The 17,259-nt window shown below is 65.6% G+C and carries 14 protein-coding genes and 1 pseudogene; 3 read left to right on the top strand and 12 right to left on the bottom strand.

The window, feature by feature from the left end; genetic code table 11:
• Window positions 1-17: 17 nt before the first annotated feature.
• Entirely contained in the window at window positions 18-809 is a 792-nt protein-coding gene (locus tag AC1MCD_RS08910) for a helix-turn-helix transcriptional regulator (RefSeq protein WP_498677738.1), read from the bottom strand.
• Between the two features lie 76 nt (window positions 810-885).
• Between AC1MCD_RS08910 and ilvD the strand changes: the two genes are divergently transcribed.
• The 3 genes and pseudogenes from ilvD to AC1MCD_RS08895 all read left to right on the top strand — a co-directional run bounded on the left by ilvD (window position 886) and on the right by AC1MCD_RS08895 (window position 6,262).
• Complete coding sequence (gene ilvD, locus AC1MCD_RS08905; RefSeq protein WP_498677737.1) at window positions 886-2,751, top strand: dihydroxy-acid dehydratase; 1,866 nt, start codon at window positions 886-888, stop codon at window positions 2,749-2,751.
• A gap of 430 nt (window positions 2,752-3,181) precedes the next feature.
• Window positions 3,182-3,541, top strand: a pseudogene (locus AC1MCD_RS08900) (AAA family ATPase); the annotation flags it as partial.
• A gap of 237 nt (window positions 3,542-3,778) precedes the next feature.
• Window positions 3,779-6,262, top strand: coding sequence for an AfsR/SARP family transcriptional regulator (locus AC1MCD_RS08895; protein WP_498678253.1), 2,484 nt, complete (start codon window positions 3,779-3,781; stop codon window positions 6,260-6,262).
• On the opposite strand, the gene AC1MCD_RS08890 is transcribed toward AC1MCD_RS08895, so the two are convergent.
• From AC1MCD_RS08890 to AC1MCD_RS08840, 11 genes are all read right to left on the bottom strand, one after another.
• Entirely contained in the window at window positions 6,186-6,680 is a 495-nt protein-coding gene (locus AC1MCD_RS08890; protein ID WP_498677734.1) for a discoidin domain-containing protein, read from the bottom strand. The two genes, AC1MCD_RS08895 and AC1MCD_RS08890, sit on opposite strands and share 77 nt — an antisense overlap.
• Window positions 6,681-7,374: 694 nt before the next feature.
• Window positions 7,375-7,944 carry a phage tail protein I gene (locus AC1MCD_RS08885; RefSeq protein WP_498677732.1) on the bottom strand — a complete coding sequence of 190 codons (570 nt, stop codon included), beginning with the start codon at window positions 7,942-7,944 and terminating at the stop codon, window positions 7,375-7,377.
• A 1-nt stretch (window position 7,945) separates the two neighbouring features.
• Window positions 7,946-9,895 carry a putative baseplate assembly protein gene (locus AC1MCD_RS08880; protein WP_498677730.1) on the bottom strand — a complete coding sequence of 650 codons (1,950 nt, stop codon included), beginning with the start codon at window positions 9,893-9,895 and terminating at the stop codon, window positions 7,946-7,948.
• Window positions 9,895-10,308, bottom strand: a complete 414-nt coding sequence (locus AC1MCD_RS08875; protein WP_498677728.1) for a GPW/gp25 family protein — start codon at window positions 10,306-10,308, stop codon at window positions 9,895-9,897. The genes AC1MCD_RS08880 and AC1MCD_RS08875 overlap by 1 nt, the downstream gene beginning before the upstream one ends.
• A 33-nt stretch (window positions 10,309-10,341) precedes the next feature.
• Window positions 10,342-12,162 (bottom strand): VgrG-related protein, encoded by a 1,821-nt coding sequence (locus AC1MCD_RS08870; protein ID WP_498677723.1) that lies wholly within the window; start codon window positions 12,160-12,162, stop codon window positions 10,342-10,344.
• Window positions 12,149-13,003, bottom strand: coding sequence for a CIS tube protein (locus tag AC1MCD_RS08865; protein ID WP_498677721.1), 855 nt, complete (start codon window positions 13,001-13,003; stop codon window positions 12,149-12,151). Before AC1MCD_RS08865 ends, AC1MCD_RS08870 begins: the two co-directional genes overlap by 14 nt.
• Window positions 13,004-13,012: 9 nt before the next feature.
• Window positions 13,013-13,450, bottom strand: a complete 438-nt coding sequence (locus AC1MCD_RS08860) for a phage tail protein (RefSeq protein WP_498677719.1) — start codon at window positions 13,448-13,450, stop codon at window positions 13,013-13,015.
• A 7-nt stretch (window positions 13,451-13,457) separates the two neighbouring features.
• Window positions 13,458-15,959: a hypothetical protein gene (locus AC1MCD_RS08855; protein WP_498677717.1), complete on the bottom strand. Its 2,502-nt coding sequence runs from the start codon at window positions 15,957-15,959 to the stop codon at window positions 13,458-13,460.
• Between the two features lie 222 nt (window positions 15,960-16,181).
• Entirely contained in the window at window positions 16,182-16,340 is a 159-nt protein-coding gene (locus AC1MCD_RS08850; RefSeq protein ID WP_190989140.1) for a DUF6760 family protein, read from the bottom strand.
• On the bottom strand, window positions 16,337-16,810 hold the full coding sequence (locus AC1MCD_RS08845; protein ID WP_498677715.1) for a hypothetical protein: 474 nt from the start codon (window positions 16,808-16,810) through the stop codon (window positions 16,337-16,339). Before AC1MCD_RS08845 ends, AC1MCD_RS08850 begins: the two co-directional genes overlap by 4 nt.
• Window positions 16,810-17,253, bottom strand: a complete 444-nt coding sequence (locus tag AC1MCD_RS08840; protein WP_190989141.1) for a phage tail protein — start codon at window positions 17,251-17,253, stop codon at window positions 16,810-16,812. Before AC1MCD_RS08840 ends, AC1MCD_RS08845 begins: the two co-directional genes overlap by 1 nt.
• Window positions 17,254-17,259 lie beyond the last annotated feature (6 nt).

Genomic DNA, 17,259 nt, shown 5'->3' with positions numbered 1-17,259 from the left:
CCGATGGCTGAACCTGTTCACGCGCCCGGCACAGGGGCATACATGACCAGGTGCAGTTCCGGCGCGTCCGATGGAACCAGCCGGTGCTGCTCATAAACCAACCTGCCTGCCTCGGGGTGCAGAAAGACCCGTTGCCGGGAGGCGAACCGTTCCACCCCGCGGTCAGCCCAGAGCTGGGCAAACTCGGGGCTGGCCCCGGCCAGGCGGGCGATCAGCGCCGTGTGGGCCGCGGATCCTAGACGCGCTCCTGCTTCGGCGCGGAATTCAGCAACGAAATGCCGCGACGTTTCTTCCCAGTCGGGGAGCATCTCGCGCAGGTGCGGGTCCGTGAAAATCAGCCAGAGCAGGTTCCGGTCAGCCGGCCCGACGGCCGCTATGCGCGAATACAGGCCTGCGTAAGCCCGGTTCCAGCCAGCGATCCCCCAGTCCGGGGCCACGGCGAAGGCCGGGAAGTCCAGGGAGTCCAGCAGCCGCTGCACGTGTGCGGGCGCTTCCTCGATCGGGGCGATGTCCGCGACCGGAACGGGGGTGTAGCCGCCCAACGCCAGAAGGTAGGAGTTCTCGGCGGCTGTCAGTTGAAGTACCCGTGCGATGGCCTCGAGGACCTGGCGGGAGGCGTTGATCTCCCGGCCCTGTTCGAGCCACGTGTACCAGGTGACGCTGACGGCGGCGAAGGAGGCAACCTCCTCACGGCGCAACCCCTGGGTGCGGCTGCGTCCGATGGGCGGCAGCCCCAGCTCCGCGCGAACCAGGTTTCCGCGCCGGTCACGCAGGAACTGCCCCAGCTCCCGCCGTCGTTCATCACTCATCCCAAGAATCTAGCACTCCCACTACTAGTACCAGCACCGTCTTCCACCGTCGCACGCCCACTGGTTGACTGCTTACATGCCTCCTCTACGCTCACGAACAGTCACCCACGGCCGCAACATGGTGGGCGCACGCGCCTTGCTCCGGGCGGCCGGCGTCAACGGATCCGACTTCGGCAAGCCGATCATCGCCGTCGCCAACAGCTTCACCGAATTCGTCCCCGGCCACACACACCTCCAGCCGGTCGGGCGCATCGTCTCGGACGCCATCATCGAGGCCGGCGGCATCCCGCGCGAGTTCAACACCATCGCCGTCGACGACGGCATCGCCATGGGCCACGGCGGCATGCTCTACTCGCTGCCCTCGCGCGACCTGATCGCCGACTCGGTGGAGTACATGGTCAACGCGCATTGCGCCGACGCCCTGATCTGCATCTCCAACTGCGACAAGATCACCCCCGGCATGCTGATGGCCGCGCTGCGCCTGAACATCCCCACCGTCTTCGTCAGCGGAGGCCCCATGGAAGGCGGCACCGCCGTCCTGGTGGACGGCACCGTCCGCAAGCGCCTGAACCTGATCTCGGCCATCGCCGACGCCGTCAACGACTCCGTCTCCGACGAGGACCTGCTGCGCATCGAGGAAACGTCCTGCCCCACCTGCGGGTCCTGCTCGGGCATGTTTACGGCCAACTCGATGAACTGCCTCACCGAAGCGCTGGGCCTCTCGCTGCCGGGCAACGGCACCACACTGGCCACGCACACCGCCCGCAAGGAGCTGTACCAGGACGCCGGCAAGGCAATCGTGGACATCACCAACTCCTACTACGACGGCGACGACGAGTCGGTGCTGCCGCGGGCCATCGCCGGCCGCGCCGCATTCGAGAACGCCATGACCATGGACATCGCCATGGGCGGCTCGTCCAACACCATCCTGCACCTGCTCGCCGCCGCCCAGGAGGCCGAACTCGACTTCACGCTTGAGGACATCGACGCGATCTCACGCAAGACGCCCTGCCTGACCAAGGTTGCCCCCAACGGCGACTACCTCGTCGAGGACGTCCACCGCGCCGGCGGCATCCCGGCCATCCTGGGCGAACTGGACCGCGGCGGGATGCTCCGCCACGATGTGCGCTCCGTGCACGGCCCGGACCTGCGCTCCTGGCTGGACGACTGGGACATCCGGGGCGGCAAGGCCACGGACACCGCCGTCGAGCTGTTCCACGCGGCGCCGGGCTGCGTCCGCTCCGCGACGGCCTTCTCCCAGTCCGAGCGCTGGGACACCCTGGATACCGACGACGCCAACGGCTGTATCCGGTCGGTCCCGAACGCGCACACCGTGGAGGGCGGTCTGGCCGTGCTGCGGGGCAACATCTCGGTGGATGGCTGTGTGGTGAAGACCGCCGGCGTGGACGAATCGATCTTCACGTTCTCCGGCCCGGCCGTCGTGTTTGAATCGCAGGACGACGCCGTCGAAGCCATCCTCAGCAAACGGATCGTCGCAGGCGACGTCGTTGTCATCCGCTACGAAGGCCCGCGCGGCGGACCCGGCATGCAGGAGATGCTCTACCCGACGTCGTTCCTCAAGGGCCTGGGTCTTGGCGCGAAGTGCGCGCTGATCACCGATGGCCGCTTCTCCGGCGGAACGTCAGGACTCTCGATTGGCCACGTCTCCCCCGAGGCCGCCGCGGGCGGAGCCATCGCGCTTATCGAGAACGGCGACACCATCTCCATCGACATCCCTTCCCGTTCCATCAGCGTGGAAGTGCCCGACGACGAGGTTGACCGCCGCCGGGATCTGCTGGAGGCGACCACGGGGTACCGGCCCCGCGACCGTGAGCGCGCCGTCTCCCCCGCGCTGCGGGCCTACGCGGCCTTCGCGCTCTCCGCAGACAAGGGCGCAGTGCGCCACGTGCCGCTGGAGCCGTTGCCGGTCGCCGTCGGATAGGGGCGCGCGCGGAGGCGGCGGGTCACCCGACGGTGTCCGCCGCTTCCTCGGCTTCTGCAGCTACCTGCGCGTAGGACGCCGAGACGCGGCGGTACACGGGGGCCAGGAAGGCCAGCAGGGCGCACCTCCTCGGCGGTCCCCCGAGGTCCGCCCCGTTTTCGCGGCATCTATCCTGCCAGGAAAGCCCATATGGCCCGACCTTCGGGCAGTCGAAATGATCCAATAACGCGTCAGTAACGCTCGCCCGGGTTAACTGCTGGGACCAGCCCTAATGTTCGGAGCGCGTCATGTGGCGAGAACTTTTGTGAAGAAGGCAGATCGTGGCGTGCCTGCCGGATGCGCTCGTTAGGGCCTCAGCCATCAGCGTCTGCCACAGGCCCCCGGCGTGTCTCAAACATCGGGAACCGAAACTGTAGGAAAGCAGGACGGTATGGTCGACCCGCATCTTGAACGTCTCTCCAAGGCACCTTCAGCATTTGGATTGCTGCGCCCCCGCCTGACCACAGACCTCAACGATCGACACAGCCCGCGACTGGTACTGGCAGTCGGCCCCCCTGGCACTGGAAAGACAACCCTTCTCACGCAGTGGGCAGCGCAATGTTCAGGCCATGTGGCCTGGTACCGGTCGAGCAGGCGCGACGCGAAACAGGAAAGTATGTTTTTATGTTTCGCAATTGCTGTGGCTCGAGCCATCAACGGCGAACCTGCCGGCTCTTTCCCCGCCTTGGCACGGGCCGCCGAGCGGCTGGAACGTCCACTGTATTTTGTCGTGGACGATTTCCATCTCTTGGCAGATGCAGGCGCGGAGGCTGAACTTGAACAGCTGATAACCCTCGACTCGCCGAATTTGCGCTTCCTCGTTGGAAGCCGCCGATCGCCTCATCTTAATCTGGCCAGATCCGAGCTGCAGACAGCACTATCCGTGCGCGGAGACGATTTGAGGTTTCGCATTCCCGAAATTGATGAGCTTTTCCGCAAGACTTACAGGCAGCCGCTCAGCCCCGACGGCGTCTCAAATCTGGCTCAGATGACCGAGGGCTGGGCCGCAGCACTGCAGCTCTTCCACCTCGCAACGAAGAACCGGACCAGTGCAGAACGGCGGCGTTCCGCGGAATCTCTCGGCGCGACGTCACGATTTGCCCGGGACTACCTGACCCACCACCTCCTGGCCGGAATCTCAGCCGAGATGGAGGAATTGCTGCACGTCTCGTGCCTGCTTGAAGTCCTCACGCCATCCCGTTGCGATGCGCTTCTCGATAGAAACGACAGCCAGGTGCTGCTCCAGCAGCTCGAGCGCCTTGGGGTCCTATCCATGGACGACGACGGAGCGGCGTTCCGGACGCCGACGGTCCTGCGGCAGTACCTCCTTGCCGGCCTCAGCGATGCGGGGGCAGATGCGCAGGTCGGGCTCCGGCAGCGAACCGCGGCCATTCTGGAACAGGAAGGTGCGGTGGGCGCAGGGCTTCAGGTCCTGGCCGAGGGTAATGACTGGAAGGCAGTGGGGCAGTCTCTTCGGCGGGCCGGCACGTCAGCGGTACTGCCCGGAATGTGCAGGTGGGCGGCATCGCTGCCTGATTCCGTTTTGCGGGACGACGCTTGGACAATGCTGGCGCGCTCCCGCCAAATGGTCGACGACGGGCTCGCCGCTGCGGCGGAGCGTGCCGCCGCCCGAGTACCCGAACTAACGGCCGACAGCGATTGCCGGCGCGTTGCCCGGGATCTTCGTCTGACAGCAGCCGTGTGGGCGGGTGAGGCTGCCCCGCCGCCCGTCATCGCCCCGCCGTCCGAAATTGCCCCGTCGTGGGAGTTACGGAATGCCGTCCACAGTAATCCGTGTGCTGCTGCAGCACGCTCGCTGGAAAACCAGCGCCAGCCCGAAACCATGCTGGCCGCGGGATTGTCCCTTCTGGTGGCGGGAGACCAGAAATCCGCGCTGCCACTGCTAATTGTGGCTGCCGAGCGGCCCGACACCTGCCCCGGGTCGGCCCTCGCGGCGCAACTTGTCCTGGCCGTATTTGGGCACGACAACTCAGGCACGGCCTCTGGTGCCGCCGCCGCTGAGGTCGACGCGGTCCTGGTCCAGACAGAACGGCGGGGCCTAACGTGGCTGTGCCGACTGGCTCACGGCATCCAGGCGGCACTGCGCAGGACCCCTGCGGGTGTCAAGGCAGTGGACGCTGTCATTGCAGCCTGCGAGGACCGGGGCGACGAATGGGGGGCGGCGCTCGTCGCCGCTGCCGCAGCGCTCATACGTCTGCGGGCGGGAGCCACAGATCCTGAGCAGCTTGAGGCCCTAGCTTTGCGCTTCCGCCGGCTTTCGGCTGGCACGCTCGAAGCTTGGGCCCGCTCCGCGCAAGCACTTGTCGACGCAAACCTCGACATCCCGGGAGCCCTCGACACCGTGCAGACCGCCGAAGCATTCGCACGTGCCGCTGCCGTGCCCGGTGCCCTTGCCATCGCATACGCAGCCATGGCACTCCAGGAGCCTGACGAGTATGAAGAGCTGATGCGGCAGGCCACGCAAACCGGGCAGTCTGCAGGCATGCTGTGCCGTCCTTGGACCTGGCTGGTCCCGAAGGTTCAGCAGCGGGGCCTTCCGGCCCGTATGCAGCGGGCTGTGGCCACCGACCTGCCGCCTTCAACAAGTCAGGAGCCCGGCCGAACAGAAGCACCGCGCCGGGGCGCCCGGCTGCCATCGCTGGACGTTGCGTGTTTCAGTGGGTTCGCCCTTCGCCGTGACGGCATAGCGGTGGACCTCGCCAAGATCCGGCCCCAGGCACGTACCGTGCTGCGGATTCTTTCGCTCAACGCGGGCCGGTTGGTGCACCGGGAGAAGCTCGCAGGCGTACTCTGGCCCGACTTGGACCCGCCAGCTGCTCTTCATGCCCTGCAGGTGAGCGTGTCCTGCCTTCGGGGCGCACTGCAGCCTGAAGGGACGTCCGACTGCCCGCAGCTTCTGGCCCGACAAGGCGAGGCCTATGCACTGGTGCTCGGGACAGGGTCCACCTTTGACCTTGCTGACTTCGACGACGCACTCTGTGCCGCCTCGAAGGCTAGGTCGGCCGGCGACAACTCCGGCGCGGCAGTGGAACTTCGCCGCGCCGTGGAGCTCTACACGGGCGAGGTGCTCCCCGAGGATGGGCCGGCCGAATGGGCCGCCGGGACGCGCGAAAGGTACCGCATGCGGGCTGCCGAAGCTGCCGCATCGCTCGCAGGGGTGGAGTTTGGTTTAGGGAACTCGGCCGCAGCGGCCGCCGCCGCAACGCGGAGCGTTGAAATCGATCCTTGGCGGGATGAATCGTGGCGGACCCTGGTTGAGACGTTCCGACAGTTAGGGGATCCGGCCGCCGCACAACGGGCGCAGAGGAGATACGACGTCGTGCTGAACGCGTTGGGAGTCCCGGCCGGCCCTGGCCGCACAACGCCTGACAACGTCATCGTCGGCTTGAGAACTGAATCTCTGCGACGGCCACGGGTGCTTCCTCCGGACCCGACGAGTCGAGGATCCTGAACCGAACCGAAGAAACCCGGTCTGCGCCGACGTAGACGTCCTGCCTTGCCGACACGTCCATCAACGCGAACGTTTTGATGGGATGCTCGCCGTCGGCTTCAAGTGCAATAATCTCCACACTCCGCGGACGCCGTTCGCTGTCTGGCACGCCGGTGACGTAGATGTACGTCAAGCGGATTTCCCGTTCGAAAGTAATGTCAAGGTATTGGTCTGCCGTATTGCCCGTCACTCCCGCGGCCCATGACGTGTTCTTGAAGGTGTCTATCGCCAGATCGGCCCCCCGGTCACGTGCTGAACTCGATGCAGTGGCCTTAATGGCGCGTTCATCTCCGCTGAACAGGATGTCTTGGACACGTTCCACACCACCGGCAATCGCATCCTTGCCCGCGTAGGCTGCGCCGCCAAGAACGCCGAGCACCGCCAGAAAGGATACGAGCCTGACGGGGAACCGGCGCCGTTTGCGTTTCGGCCGGGTCCCGGCGGGCAGGGAAGGCTTCGCGCGTTTCGATGCGAGCCGACGCCACCACGGCGGTGGCGGAACAACGGCGGCCTCCTTGAGGCTCGCTGCACACCGTCGGCAGAAGTTGCGGTCGGATTTGTTCCCTGTCCCGCATCGACCGCAAATCAGCTCGCCCGGAGCTGGCGGCGGCTCATTACCGGGAGGAAGGGCGGCCGCCGGAGGTGGGGTTGTCCGCTTGCCCGGTTTTACCTCACCGGGCCCGGTGCTGCCATCGGTCACGGGTACGGCAGGCTTCCCTGCCTTGACGGCACCTGGAGCATCGTCCTCACGGGAGCCGCCGGCCATGAGGGTTACCCGCGGCACGGGGGGAAGAAGGCTGGCGACCTTGCCAGCCCGTGGTGCCGGGCCCGGTGTAGAGCCGGGCCCTTGGGCCGGCGCATGACTCGGGGCGTGGTCCGGCGGCGGAGGAAGCTTTGGCAAGAGCACCGTTTTCATGGCAGGGCCGGGATCTGACCCGGGCTTTTCTGTTGCGCTTTGCCGTGGTTCCCCCGGCTCACCCTGCCAAACGAGATAGGCACCGCAATTGCTGCAGAAGCTCTCGCCGTCGTTGTTCCGGGCACTGCAATCTCCGCAGATCAGCACCTTGGGCTCCTTAGGAATCGTCCGGCAACAGGGTGACTCGGGGCACAATCTCCAGCTTGTGAAATACGTGGGCCGGTTTCACAGCGTTGATAACCCCCTCCAGGCGTCGAACGTTGACATCCTCCTGCGAAGGGGCGAACACCCGGACATGAAGCAATGCAGCCGGGCTGCCCGGAAGGTCCGCCCCGGGAGTCGATGACCACGACGCACCACCGCTGTCCTCGATCTGCACATCCAGGGCCCCGCCAACTGCAAGCCGAACGGCGTCGGCCACCCCGGGGACGGTACCTCGGCGGCGGTGGATCATTGCCGCGTTGGCGACCACGGCGCGCCGCTGGTCCGTCTGCCACGACTCGTCCAGCCGGATACCCACCCAGTCCGCGAGCCAATCCAGGAAATCCTCGGGGGCCAGGCGCGGGTCAAAGTAGGAGTCCAGTCCGTCCAGCGTCGTGAACACCGGCGCGAGGGCATCGTCGAAAGCCCTTAGGAACTGCCGGAGGAAATCGTCCTCCTGGAGGACGGCGGGCAGCCGGGGCGCCAGCGGTACGGCGCTGGTAAGTCCGTTCACCATGCCGCGCATGTCAGGCCCCTTCCACAACACGAACACGGTGGTCGAAGGAAAACACCAACGCGTTCCGTTCCACATCCACCCGCTGCAGTGGTTCTCCCCGCCGGCCCGTGATTGGATCCGCGGCGAACACCAGCACCTCGTCCACAATCTCGGTTCCGGCCAGCCCCTGAAGCACCGCGTGGACTTCGCCGGTGTGAACGGGACGGCCAAAGGGCCATCCGTCACCGTCAGGACCGCCGCTGATCGGATCGAAATACTGGTAGAGCGCCTGCAGGGCATCCCGTTGCAGGACCTCACGCGAGATCCGGGGACGTGCCGTGAGCCGGGCAACCACGGTAACACCGCGGTAGAAGGGCGGTTCCACCAGTACCCGGGCCCCTACGGGTCGGCGTGCATCCAGATAAGAGGCCACCTCAGCGAGGGTCTGGTCGTCCGGAACCAGATCTTCAAAGGCGATGCGTTGTTCCTTGTCCCGAACGGCGGCGGGGACCACCAGCACACGCACCCCGCCAGCATCGTCCGCTGCCGTGGCCGGGATGCAGCGGACCCGGGCAATGTCCGGCGCTGCTCTCTTCGCCAACTGTTCGTAGTCCTCAGCGGTGATGGCACGGTCCCTGGTGCGCAGTGCCAACGGGCCGCGGACCTTGGCCTGTTCAATCGTTTCCGGAGCCACACCGCCGTGGGCCGCGCGGCGGTTCTCGACGCTGTTGACAAATGGAATGGTGGACCGCAGCACGGAAATGGCGCGGGTGGCGACATTTCCCTTTGGACCGCCTCCCGTACGGTAATGCGGAACGCGGACCAGGCTGCCGGCCGACGGCACTGCCCCGTAGTAGCGCAGGGTCCCGTCCGGTTCGCGGGTGGCGGGCGGGAAGTGCACCGTGCCGGCCGTGCGGTCAAGTACAAAGACCATGTCATCCGGTTCACATCCGGCGAACGAATCCACTTCCGTCCAGGAATCCCAACCGGAGCCGGAAGCTATCTCAATCACGAAATCCTGGCCGCCAGGCACCACAGGGTGCCTGCCCAGTTCAAAGGACTCCCCCGGAACGCCCTCCGACATGCCGATCACCTCATCGGCTATGGTCTCCGCATGAATGGCCGGCACTGACCCGCCCATGATGAAAGCGCTCGCGGACCGCACAGTGGGTGACGCGCTGTATGAGGGGTAGCCGGTGTCGGGCTCCACGACGCGGCAGCGCAACCAGCCACCCCTGGAGCCGGCTAGTACGGAGGCCGTGTGGTTGTGTGGCAGGTGGATAACAACGTCACCTGGTCGGTTCAGGCCGCCGGTTCCGTCACTGTCCAGGTCGCAGGAAACCCAGGCAGTGCCGTCCCACGCTTCCCACACCAGCGGCGGGTTCTGCGGGTTGACTCCAACACCCCTGACCTCGCAGTCGAAGCGCAGGACCGTTGCGCATGATGGCGCCGGGTCGTTGAGCCCGAGCAGCAGGACGTCCCCCGGCACCGGCGGGGTGTTGAAGCAGGCGAAACCGCCGTCCCCATGCATAGCCTCCGGATGTGGCACTGGGACCCCGCCGTCGGTCTGGGCCATGATGTGGGCCAGGCGGCGCGGAGGAATGGTCAGCGTCCGCGTAGTGGCGAACACTACGGCTTCGTCCTCCTCGGTGCGCCGGGTGGACGCTTCAGTCCCCTGCGGAATCTTGACGGCGTCGGGTTGGGGTGCTGAGAGCCACATCAACAGCTCAACTGAGGCGGCCGTCGGTGGGTGGAGTGTGACGCCCAGCAGATCCAAAAAAGCGACATACAGGCGGTCCGGCACGCGGTTGAGCCGGTAAAACAGCTGATCAACCATAAAAGCGAACGATTCTATGAGGGTCACCCCAGGATCGGAGACATTGTGGTCAGTCCACTCCGGGCAGTAGTTTGCGATCAGGCGCTTTGCGTCATCCACAAGGTCCTGGAAGCGGCGATCGTCAAGGTTGGGTGAGGGCAGCATCAGTAGTCACGTTCTTCCCCGCTACGCGGGATGACATAGAAGGGGAACACAAGGTTCCGGGGGTCGTTGGTGCCCCTGATGGTGTACTGAATGTCGATCAGCATCACGCCGTCGTCGGCCCCATCGAGGTGGACCAGCACGTTTTCAACATCGATCCGGGGCTCCCAGCGGTTCAGTGCTACGCGGACCACGTATGCGATGTCTCCGGCTGTTGCGGCATCCGCTGGCGCAAAAACGTAGTCGTGGACAGCGCAACCGAATTCCGGACGCATGGGCCGCTCCCCCGGTGATGTCGCCAGGATGAGATGGATGCTTTCCTCGATCTCACGCTGATCCCGAACCAGCGCGATGCCGCCCGTCCTGTCGGTTCGAAGCGGGAACGCCCAGCCGGCACCGATGAATTCCTGTCCCACGTCATTCCTCCTGTCGTCGGCTGGTGTTCGCATTCAGTTGATGCGGACCAGACCGCCCTTGACCGTTGTAGTAGCGCCGCCGCTCAGTTCGGCTGTTGCGTCTCCCGCAACCTTGACGTTCGGTGCCTTGAGTTCAGCCGACATGCTGCCAGTGATCTTTACGGTGGCACCTTTCAGTTCGAGGCCAGTCGACGCTTCCACGGTCACCTTCTTGCCCTTGATCTTCACCTCGCCCGTTGCCGTCGTGACTGAAACGTCCTTCTTCGCGGTGATGTTGACCGGCCCTTCGGAAAGGACCTCAATAGCGGCATCTGGTTTCTGGACAAGCGTGATCCTTTGTCTTCCGCCGTTGGTGCTGACGGTGAGTTGTTCGCCGTCAGAAGATTCAAGGAACTCTACGAGCATGCCGGACCGGGACACGAAGGCGCGGCGCCGGACAGCACCATCGGTGGAACCCACATGGTCTGCCCACTGCTTGTCGGGTTTGTCCTTGCCGTTGTACAGGCCTCCCAGGACAAAAGGCTGCTGGAAGCTGCCGTGTCCGAAGGCGACGAGGACCTCGTCGCCCACCTCCGGGAGGACCACTGCGCCGCGCGACGCGCCCGCGCCGGCCTGAACGGTGCGCGCCCACCAACTCTCGTAGTTATCCGACAGGACGGGAAACTTCACCTTGACCCGGCCTTGGTTCTCGGGATCCTTTGCGGCGGTCACCACTGCATTGACGACTGCGGGAACGGAGGCCCTGCTGTTCGCTCCGGCCGCAACTCCGTAGAGTGAACGCTCGGATTCGTGGCTCACTGCGAACGTGGTGAGATAGCCGGTATCGGGGCTGAAGTCGTGCCGCGATGAGCTCAGAGTGTAGCTCCCGTCGAATGGCCTCCCGGCCCCCTTCAGGGAGACAGCCGTACCGGCCCGCAGCTTGGGGTTTCCGCGGGCAACACCTTCCAGTTCGGCGAACGAGCCGCTCAGGCGGGAGGCGAGGGCCGCAGCTGTAGCGTCGCACTGTGCCGCCTGGTCGAAAGCTGTGGCCGGAGCAACATAGCGCGGGCTGTTGAATTTCTTGGCGAGCGCCACGGGGTTCACGTCCGGCAGCTTGGCGCTACGTGTCTTTGCCGGTGCGACGGCTACAATCGCCCGTTTCGCCGCAACGTCCCAGCCCCTGACCTCCACGTCCGGAACCTGTTCAGCGGACGTGACAGTTCCATGCAGGGACACAAGGTTCACGCCCCTTTCGAGCACAAGCGGCTCGTTTCTCGCACCGCCGGAATCCGGCGGGGCTGTCGCTGCATCAGTCGACGACGTGAAGTGCAGCGAGCCGCCAGACACGGACAGGACCACGCCGGCCTCGGCGGCCAGTCTGTGCAGGAAGTCCCAGTCGCTGATGCCGTCCTGGGCCACGTGCTGCAGCACAGGGCCTTTGGCGTCGATCGTGCCGGCCTCGATTCCGGCGCGACGCGCCACCTTGCGGACGATGTCCGCGGCCGTGCATTGCAGGTATGCCTCTACCCGGCGTCCCCGGAACAGGCGGTGGGAATGGTCCAACCCCCGGACGATGGTGTGCATGCCGTCGTGATCCATTTCCGTTTCCACGGCGGTGACCTCGCCGGACATTAAAGGCGCAGGGCCGCCGGGGCCGCTCTGTTGGACCATCAGCTTGACCGGCACCCCGATGCTGATTCCTGCTTTGTCCAGCACCGTCGAATACTCATCGCTGAACCTCAGCAGGAACAGGTCCGGTACATTGCTGCTGTCGTCGATGTAGCCGGACACGAGCCGTGCGGCAATCTCCGGAGGAAGCGGCTGGCCGGCGACTTCCACCAGCAGCATGTTGCTGAATTCGTCACCGTGCGCCACGGAGCACCCCCCGCCCGTCGGGCAGGTCGTCCTGCAGTGCCGCTGACGGCAGCTCATCCACCGCGGGCAGCAATATGGACAGGCCGGACCGCAGCCGCATCGGATCATCAATCCCGTTGGCTGCGGCAACTGCCCGCCACAGGGACGGGGTTCCGTACTCGTTGTAGGCGATGCCGGCGAGCGTCTCCCCCTCGACGAGGACATGAACGCGGCGCGGCACCAGACCGCCTGACGTCGGGTTCTGCTTCGGCGGTTCCCCCGCTATCTCTTCAAGTGCCACGGTGCAGGTGGCACGCACCGGAAGCCCTGCAGCGGTGAACAGGGTGTACTTGACCTGCACGCTGGCTATATAGGAAAGCGACCCGGTCAGATCCCCCCAGCGGAACAGCACCCACGGCGGGGATCCCTTGTTCTGCTTCAGGGATGCGGGAGTGGGAGTACAGCAGGAAATCAGCTGCTCCACCCGCTTGACCACTTCACCGTCCTGCTTTGCGGATGCGTCAAAGAACATCTCCAAGGAGAGCTTGGAGGGCATTGGTCCGTTGTACTGCGGCGGCCCCGCCTTCTTGTTGCCCTTGGCAGTCTGCCGACTCCAGGACGCCGACTTGCCCAGTGTCAGTTCCTTGGGGTTGAACTGGAATTTGATGCGGCCTATCGGCGGCCCGCCTTTGTCCAGCGATCCATCTTTGGACGGTTCGCGGAGTTCCAGGTACGCGTGCGACAGCTTGAGCGCTTCTTCGCCTCCGTCATGGGCTTTGCGGCCGGCAGCGATTGCGGCGGCCGCCGCCGGATTGGCATCCTCCGCGTCCGCCGCCTTTGCAGCCCGGGTCTTGGTTGTCATGGCCGGCCCCTACCGGTCCAGCTTGGAGACAAATCCGTGGTGCGCGATCTCCAGTGACTCCATGATCACTTTCGGCTGGTCCGGGTTGAGTGAGGGACCTTTCCAGCGCACCGGGACCACGTCGTAGAGTTCCCAGCCAGCGATCTTATTGCCGTTGGCAGACATGACCTCGATGATGCCGGTACAGCGGGTGTAGCCGGACGCTATCCCGGCAAACCACTTGGCAATTTTTTCGGTATCCTTCCCCAACGGCCTGGTCAGGGTGATATTCGGATACTTAAGCCGGGTGGGCAGTTGCCAGACAAACGAGTTGTTGCCACCTTCCTCCCGGGATTCGATGACCACTTCGCATCCCAGTCCCTCGCACGTGCTGAAGGTTCCCAAGCTCACGTTATCCAGGGCCACGGTGTAGCGGACGCTGACCGCGGTATCTATGTCTTGCAGCATGATTTCCTCAGTTCACATCGGTCCGCAGGCCGCGGCGCTCGCGGTCCAGCAGCATCTCAGCTTTGATGCGACGAATCAGCGGTCCGGTAAGCCGCTTGGCTAGCTCTTCCAGCTGTTCTGGCGTGGCTGCCGGAGCACCCGGGCTCTGCGGCTCTGGCCCTGCCCGGCCGTTTCCGCTCGCGGCTGGCGCCTGCCGGGCGTCTCCGGCCGGAGCAGACTCGGCGTCGGTCTGCACGGAAGCCGCGAAACCTGCAGTATCCGGCGCTGCGGTTGGGAGTCCAGCGGCGGGCGCAGGACCTGCCACAGAAGCCCCGGATTGGGCTTCCGGTGGAAAGGGGGTGACCTCCCGCTGAGCAACGGCGCTTGCTGTGGCCTGGTCGGCGGGCTGAGCAGCGGGGCTCAGGACAAGGGCAGGCGAAGAGTACTCATTGGCAGGCGCGCCGGTAGGGACCGCCAGTCCGGCGGTGCCGGCAGGGCCCACCTGTCGAGAAGCTACGCCGGCAGTCGCCAGTTCGACGTGGCGAGGGAACACGGCCGAGAATGCAGCCGAGCGCTGGATAATGCCGCCACCCCGTCCTGCGGATTGTGTTCCTGCGCCATTCGTTGCGGACACCGTTTCAACGGCCCAGTGAGAGGGGGCAAGCGTTCCTGGCCCGGCGTCGGCAGTGGACCATACGCCGTCCAGGGCAACTGTTCTCTGAATGGAACGTCCGACGGCGGCACTCTGCCGCGGAGGTGCCGCAGGCACCAGATCGACGGCGGGAGCTGCTGCCGCGGGGCCGGGGACCATGTCGAAGTCGGAGCCGCTTTTGGTGTCGCCGTGGAAGCCGGCAGCACCGTATGTGCCGGAATCACCGTGAATGCCGGCATTCACTCGTGTGCCGGCATCTCTGATGACTCCCACTGGCATCGGCGGCGGTGCAGCAGGGTCGCTAATCAAGTTCATGGCCAGCCCGGGCAGTGTGGCAGCGTCACCAATTTCGTCAATGTCCCGTCCGCCCGGGCTTAACGCCGGCGCGGGAAGGGGAAGCGTCACGGCATACACAGGTTGCGCCGCGGCGGGCAACGCGATGAGGCGCTGCCACGTTTCGGGCCTGGTTCCGGGGGAAGCCGTGCGGATAACCCGCAGGACAACCGGAGTGGTGGCTGTGGGGAGGGTCAGGGACGAAGTTGATTCAGGGCTTCCCCCGCGGCGTTGGCCGCTGTCGCCCGGTCCGGTAGTCGTTGGACCGTACACATCCCGGATGCCGGGTACGGGATCCTGCGCCAACAATTCAGCGCCCGACCCCGGTTCTGCTGGCGCGTCGTTCCCGGCATCGCGTTGGACCGAGGCCTCTCCGGTGGAAGCGGCGCCGCGTACGGAAACGGGAGTGAGTGGCAGGGACGGGCGGGTTGAGGCTTCAGCGAAGGGTTCGGCGACAACTTCGGCGCGCTGCGTGACGGGTGAGAGCGCAGCGTCCGCCACGGCGGTCCGGGCGCTCGCATCGCCGTTTCCAGAAAAGTCTGCCGCCGAACCGGCGCTCGCCAAGTGCTTGGAGTGGGCTTCGCGTACGTCGGGATCGACTCCGACCTCCTGGACGGCGGGCGTTCCGCTAACGATAGGCCCGAACCGGGACACGATCGGCATGTTGGGTGCGGTGGTATCGCCGACTGCGGCGAGGAGCGTCTTCTGCGTAGCGGCGGGGCCTAAATGGTCAGCTGGTTCGTCACGAACCTGGCCCGATAACAACGGGACCGGCGTCTCGTCGGCTGGCGGCCAAACCTGTGGTTCGCCCTCCCTGAGGGCGGCCGGGCCGGCTGGCTCGTCTTGTGGCTCCGGCGCCTGGACAGGTGCCAGGTCCAGGGTGTCAGAGGAACCGCGCGGACTTGTTGGCGAACGCTGCACTGCCTTCTGTGACGGCCCGTCCGAAGCCGTCGGTTCCGAGGGCGTGACGGGTCCGGAAAAGGACAGCGGCATTCCGAGCCCCAGCTTGGACGGATGCGGCACGTGCTGGTACTGCTTCGAGGCCCCGCCCGTCCCGGACAAGGCCCGTTGCACGGCTGGTGCCGAGGGCAGCGGAACATAGGTGGCGTGCCCATCGGATGTGCTGCCCTCGGGGCGGCCGGAAGGGCCCGGTTGCGAGGGCACGCTGGCTCGGAAAGATTCTCCTGCCGCCTCTGAGAAGGGCGGTTCGGACGTTCCGGGGTCCGCCGGAGTGGCGGACGCAGCGGGCATATCGGCCGCCGAAGGCGGCTGGAGCGGGATGGCGTCAACGTGAAGCACCGGAAATGCCTCTGGTTCAGCGGCCAGGAGGGAGGCACCGGCGGGAGTGCCGCCGTCGGACGCCGTGCGCTGAAGCGAGCCAGCGCTTCCCGCTCTGTTCGGCGTCGTGCGAATGCGTGGCGCCGGCGGCGGTAGCAGCGTCATCTCCACTGGCGACGGCGAGTACGCGGCGTTTCCCGAAACAGGGCCGCCGCCGTCGACATCAATAAATCCCGGGGGTGCTGCTGCGCTGACCAGATGAGTCATGGGGCCGGTGAAGGACGGATCGTTCCACGAGGCAAGGGCTCCTGCGAAATGCCCGGGATCCGAAGTCAGCTGAATATTTCCGACGGTGCGTTGCAGTGGCGGCAGGAAGGCCCAGCCGGAGGGCGGAACGTGGGAACCGGGCGCAGCCGGTTCCGTGGGCCCGCCGCGGAGCGTGCCAGCCGGGGGTCCGGTCCGCTCGCGTTGCCAAGGCCACCGCATGGTTCACCGCTCCTGGGACAGCCGGGTGTTGATTCCGGCGATTTCCTTGACGTAGCGGAGGCGCTGGCCGTGTTCCAGGTCCAGGATGTCGTTGAGCGGCCAATGAAAGTGGTAGGCCACGTACGCCACCTCCTCATAGATCCGGTCCGGGGCGTACGTCATGATTCCCCCAGGCGGCCACCGGCAAGGTCGGCAGTGAACCGGTGGGAGCACTCAGGGCACGTCACGGCGATCCGGGTGTGGCCCTCGGCATTGATCCGGCGGTAGAAGTCCTGCAGGAAGGCGACGTCAGAGGCGAACATGCTCTCGACGACGGCGGAGGAAACGGCTCCGAGCGTGCCGAGCGAGGTGATGACGCGGCCCAGGAGGACCACTGTGGTGTAGGCGGCGTTCTCCTGGACGCGGGCATCGTAAAGGGGCAGCAGCTCGTCCCGGGCAGTCGCCAGCCGCATGACTCCGTCTTTGTGGATTGCTCCGTCCTGGTCCATGTACCCTCGCGGCAAGGTGAAGCTGAACTCCGTGCGGAGCTCTTGGCGGTCCGCTGGCCCTCCCCTGTCGGCGCGCCGATCCGACTGGTGCCCGTTCTCCAGGTTCGGTTCCGCGAACACCCCGCCGCCATGTGTCCGCTGCATCACGAGATGGTTGATTCGTCGTAGCAGATGGTGAATTTCTCTGTGGCCTGCTCGGTGGCGCCTGCCTTGAGCGAGTTCAGTTCAACACTCTGCACCCAGCAATTGACGAAGTTGTAGGTTTTCAGCGTGTCGCCTTTGTAGTCGAGCAACGAGACGGCGGCCGTCTTGCGGGCACCGGCAACGTCGCCATCCATGACGATCCTGAGCCAGTCAGTGACGGTCTTGCTGTCCGTCAGTCCTCTCGTGACCGAGAATGTTCCCGCCTTCGGCCGCCCGATGAGTTGGCGGACAACGTACTTGCCGTCCTGCATCTGCTGCTTCAGCTCAATCTTGTCGACCTCGGTCTTCAGGCCGCTGACCTCTATCACGCGTGGAACCTCAATGCCGTCGATTGTGACTGAGAAGGCGTTGGCTGATGAGTTGTCAAAATCGCCGAGGGCCATGGTCTT

Source organism: Arthrobacter sp. BF1 (assembly GCF_056680215.1).
The sequence above is the reverse complement of the archived record's forward strand: the minus strand, read 5'-3'. Positions and strand labels throughout refer to the sequence as shown.

Excerpts from the sequence above, each read along its gene's own strand:
- ilvD (WP_498677737.1), top strand. The coding sequence starts at position 886 with ATGCCTCCTCTACGCTCACGAACAGTCACCCACGGCCGCAACATGGTG.
- AC1MCD_RS08880 (WP_498677730.1), bottom strand. The coding sequence starts at position 9,895 with ATGCTGCCCTCACCCAACCTTGACGATCGCCGCTTCCAGGACCTTGTG.
- AC1MCD_RS08845 (WP_498677715.1), bottom strand. The coding sequence starts at position 16,810 with ATGCAGCGGACACATGGCGGCGGGGTGTTCGCGGAACCGAACCTGGAG.
- AC1MCD_RS08865 (WP_498677721.1), bottom strand. The coding sequence starts at position 13,003 with ATGACAACCAAGACCCGGGCTGCAAAGGCGGCGGACGCGGAGGATGCC.
- AC1MCD_RS08885 (WP_498677732.1), bottom strand. The coding sequence starts at position 7,944 with ATGCGCGGCATGGTGAACGGACTTACCAGCGCCGTACCGCTGGCGCCC.
- AC1MCD_RS08855 (WP_498677717.1), bottom strand. The coding sequence starts at position 15,959 with ATGACTCATCTGGTCAGCGCAGCAGCACCCCCGGGATTTATTGATGTC.
- AC1MCD_RS08895 (WP_498678253.1), top strand. The coding sequence starts at position 3,779 with ATGACCGAGGGCTGGGCCGCAGCACTGCAGCTCTTCCACCTCGCAACG.
- AC1MCD_RS08860 (WP_498677719.1), bottom strand. The coding sequence starts at position 13,450 with ATGCTGCAAGACATAGATACCGCGGTCAGCGTCCGCTACACCGTGGCC.
- AC1MCD_RS08910 (WP_498677738.1), bottom strand. The coding sequence starts at position 809 with ATGAGTGATGAACGACGGCGGGAGCTGGGGCAGTTCCTGCGTGACCGG.
- AC1MCD_RS08840 (WP_190989141.1), bottom strand. The coding sequence starts at position 17,253 with ATGGCCCTCGGCGATTTTGACAACTCATCAGCCAACGCCTTCTCAGTC.
- AC1MCD_RS08850 (WP_190989140.1), bottom strand. The coding sequence starts at position 16,340 with ATGACGTACGCCCCGGACCGGATCTATGAGGAGGTGGCGTACGTGGCC.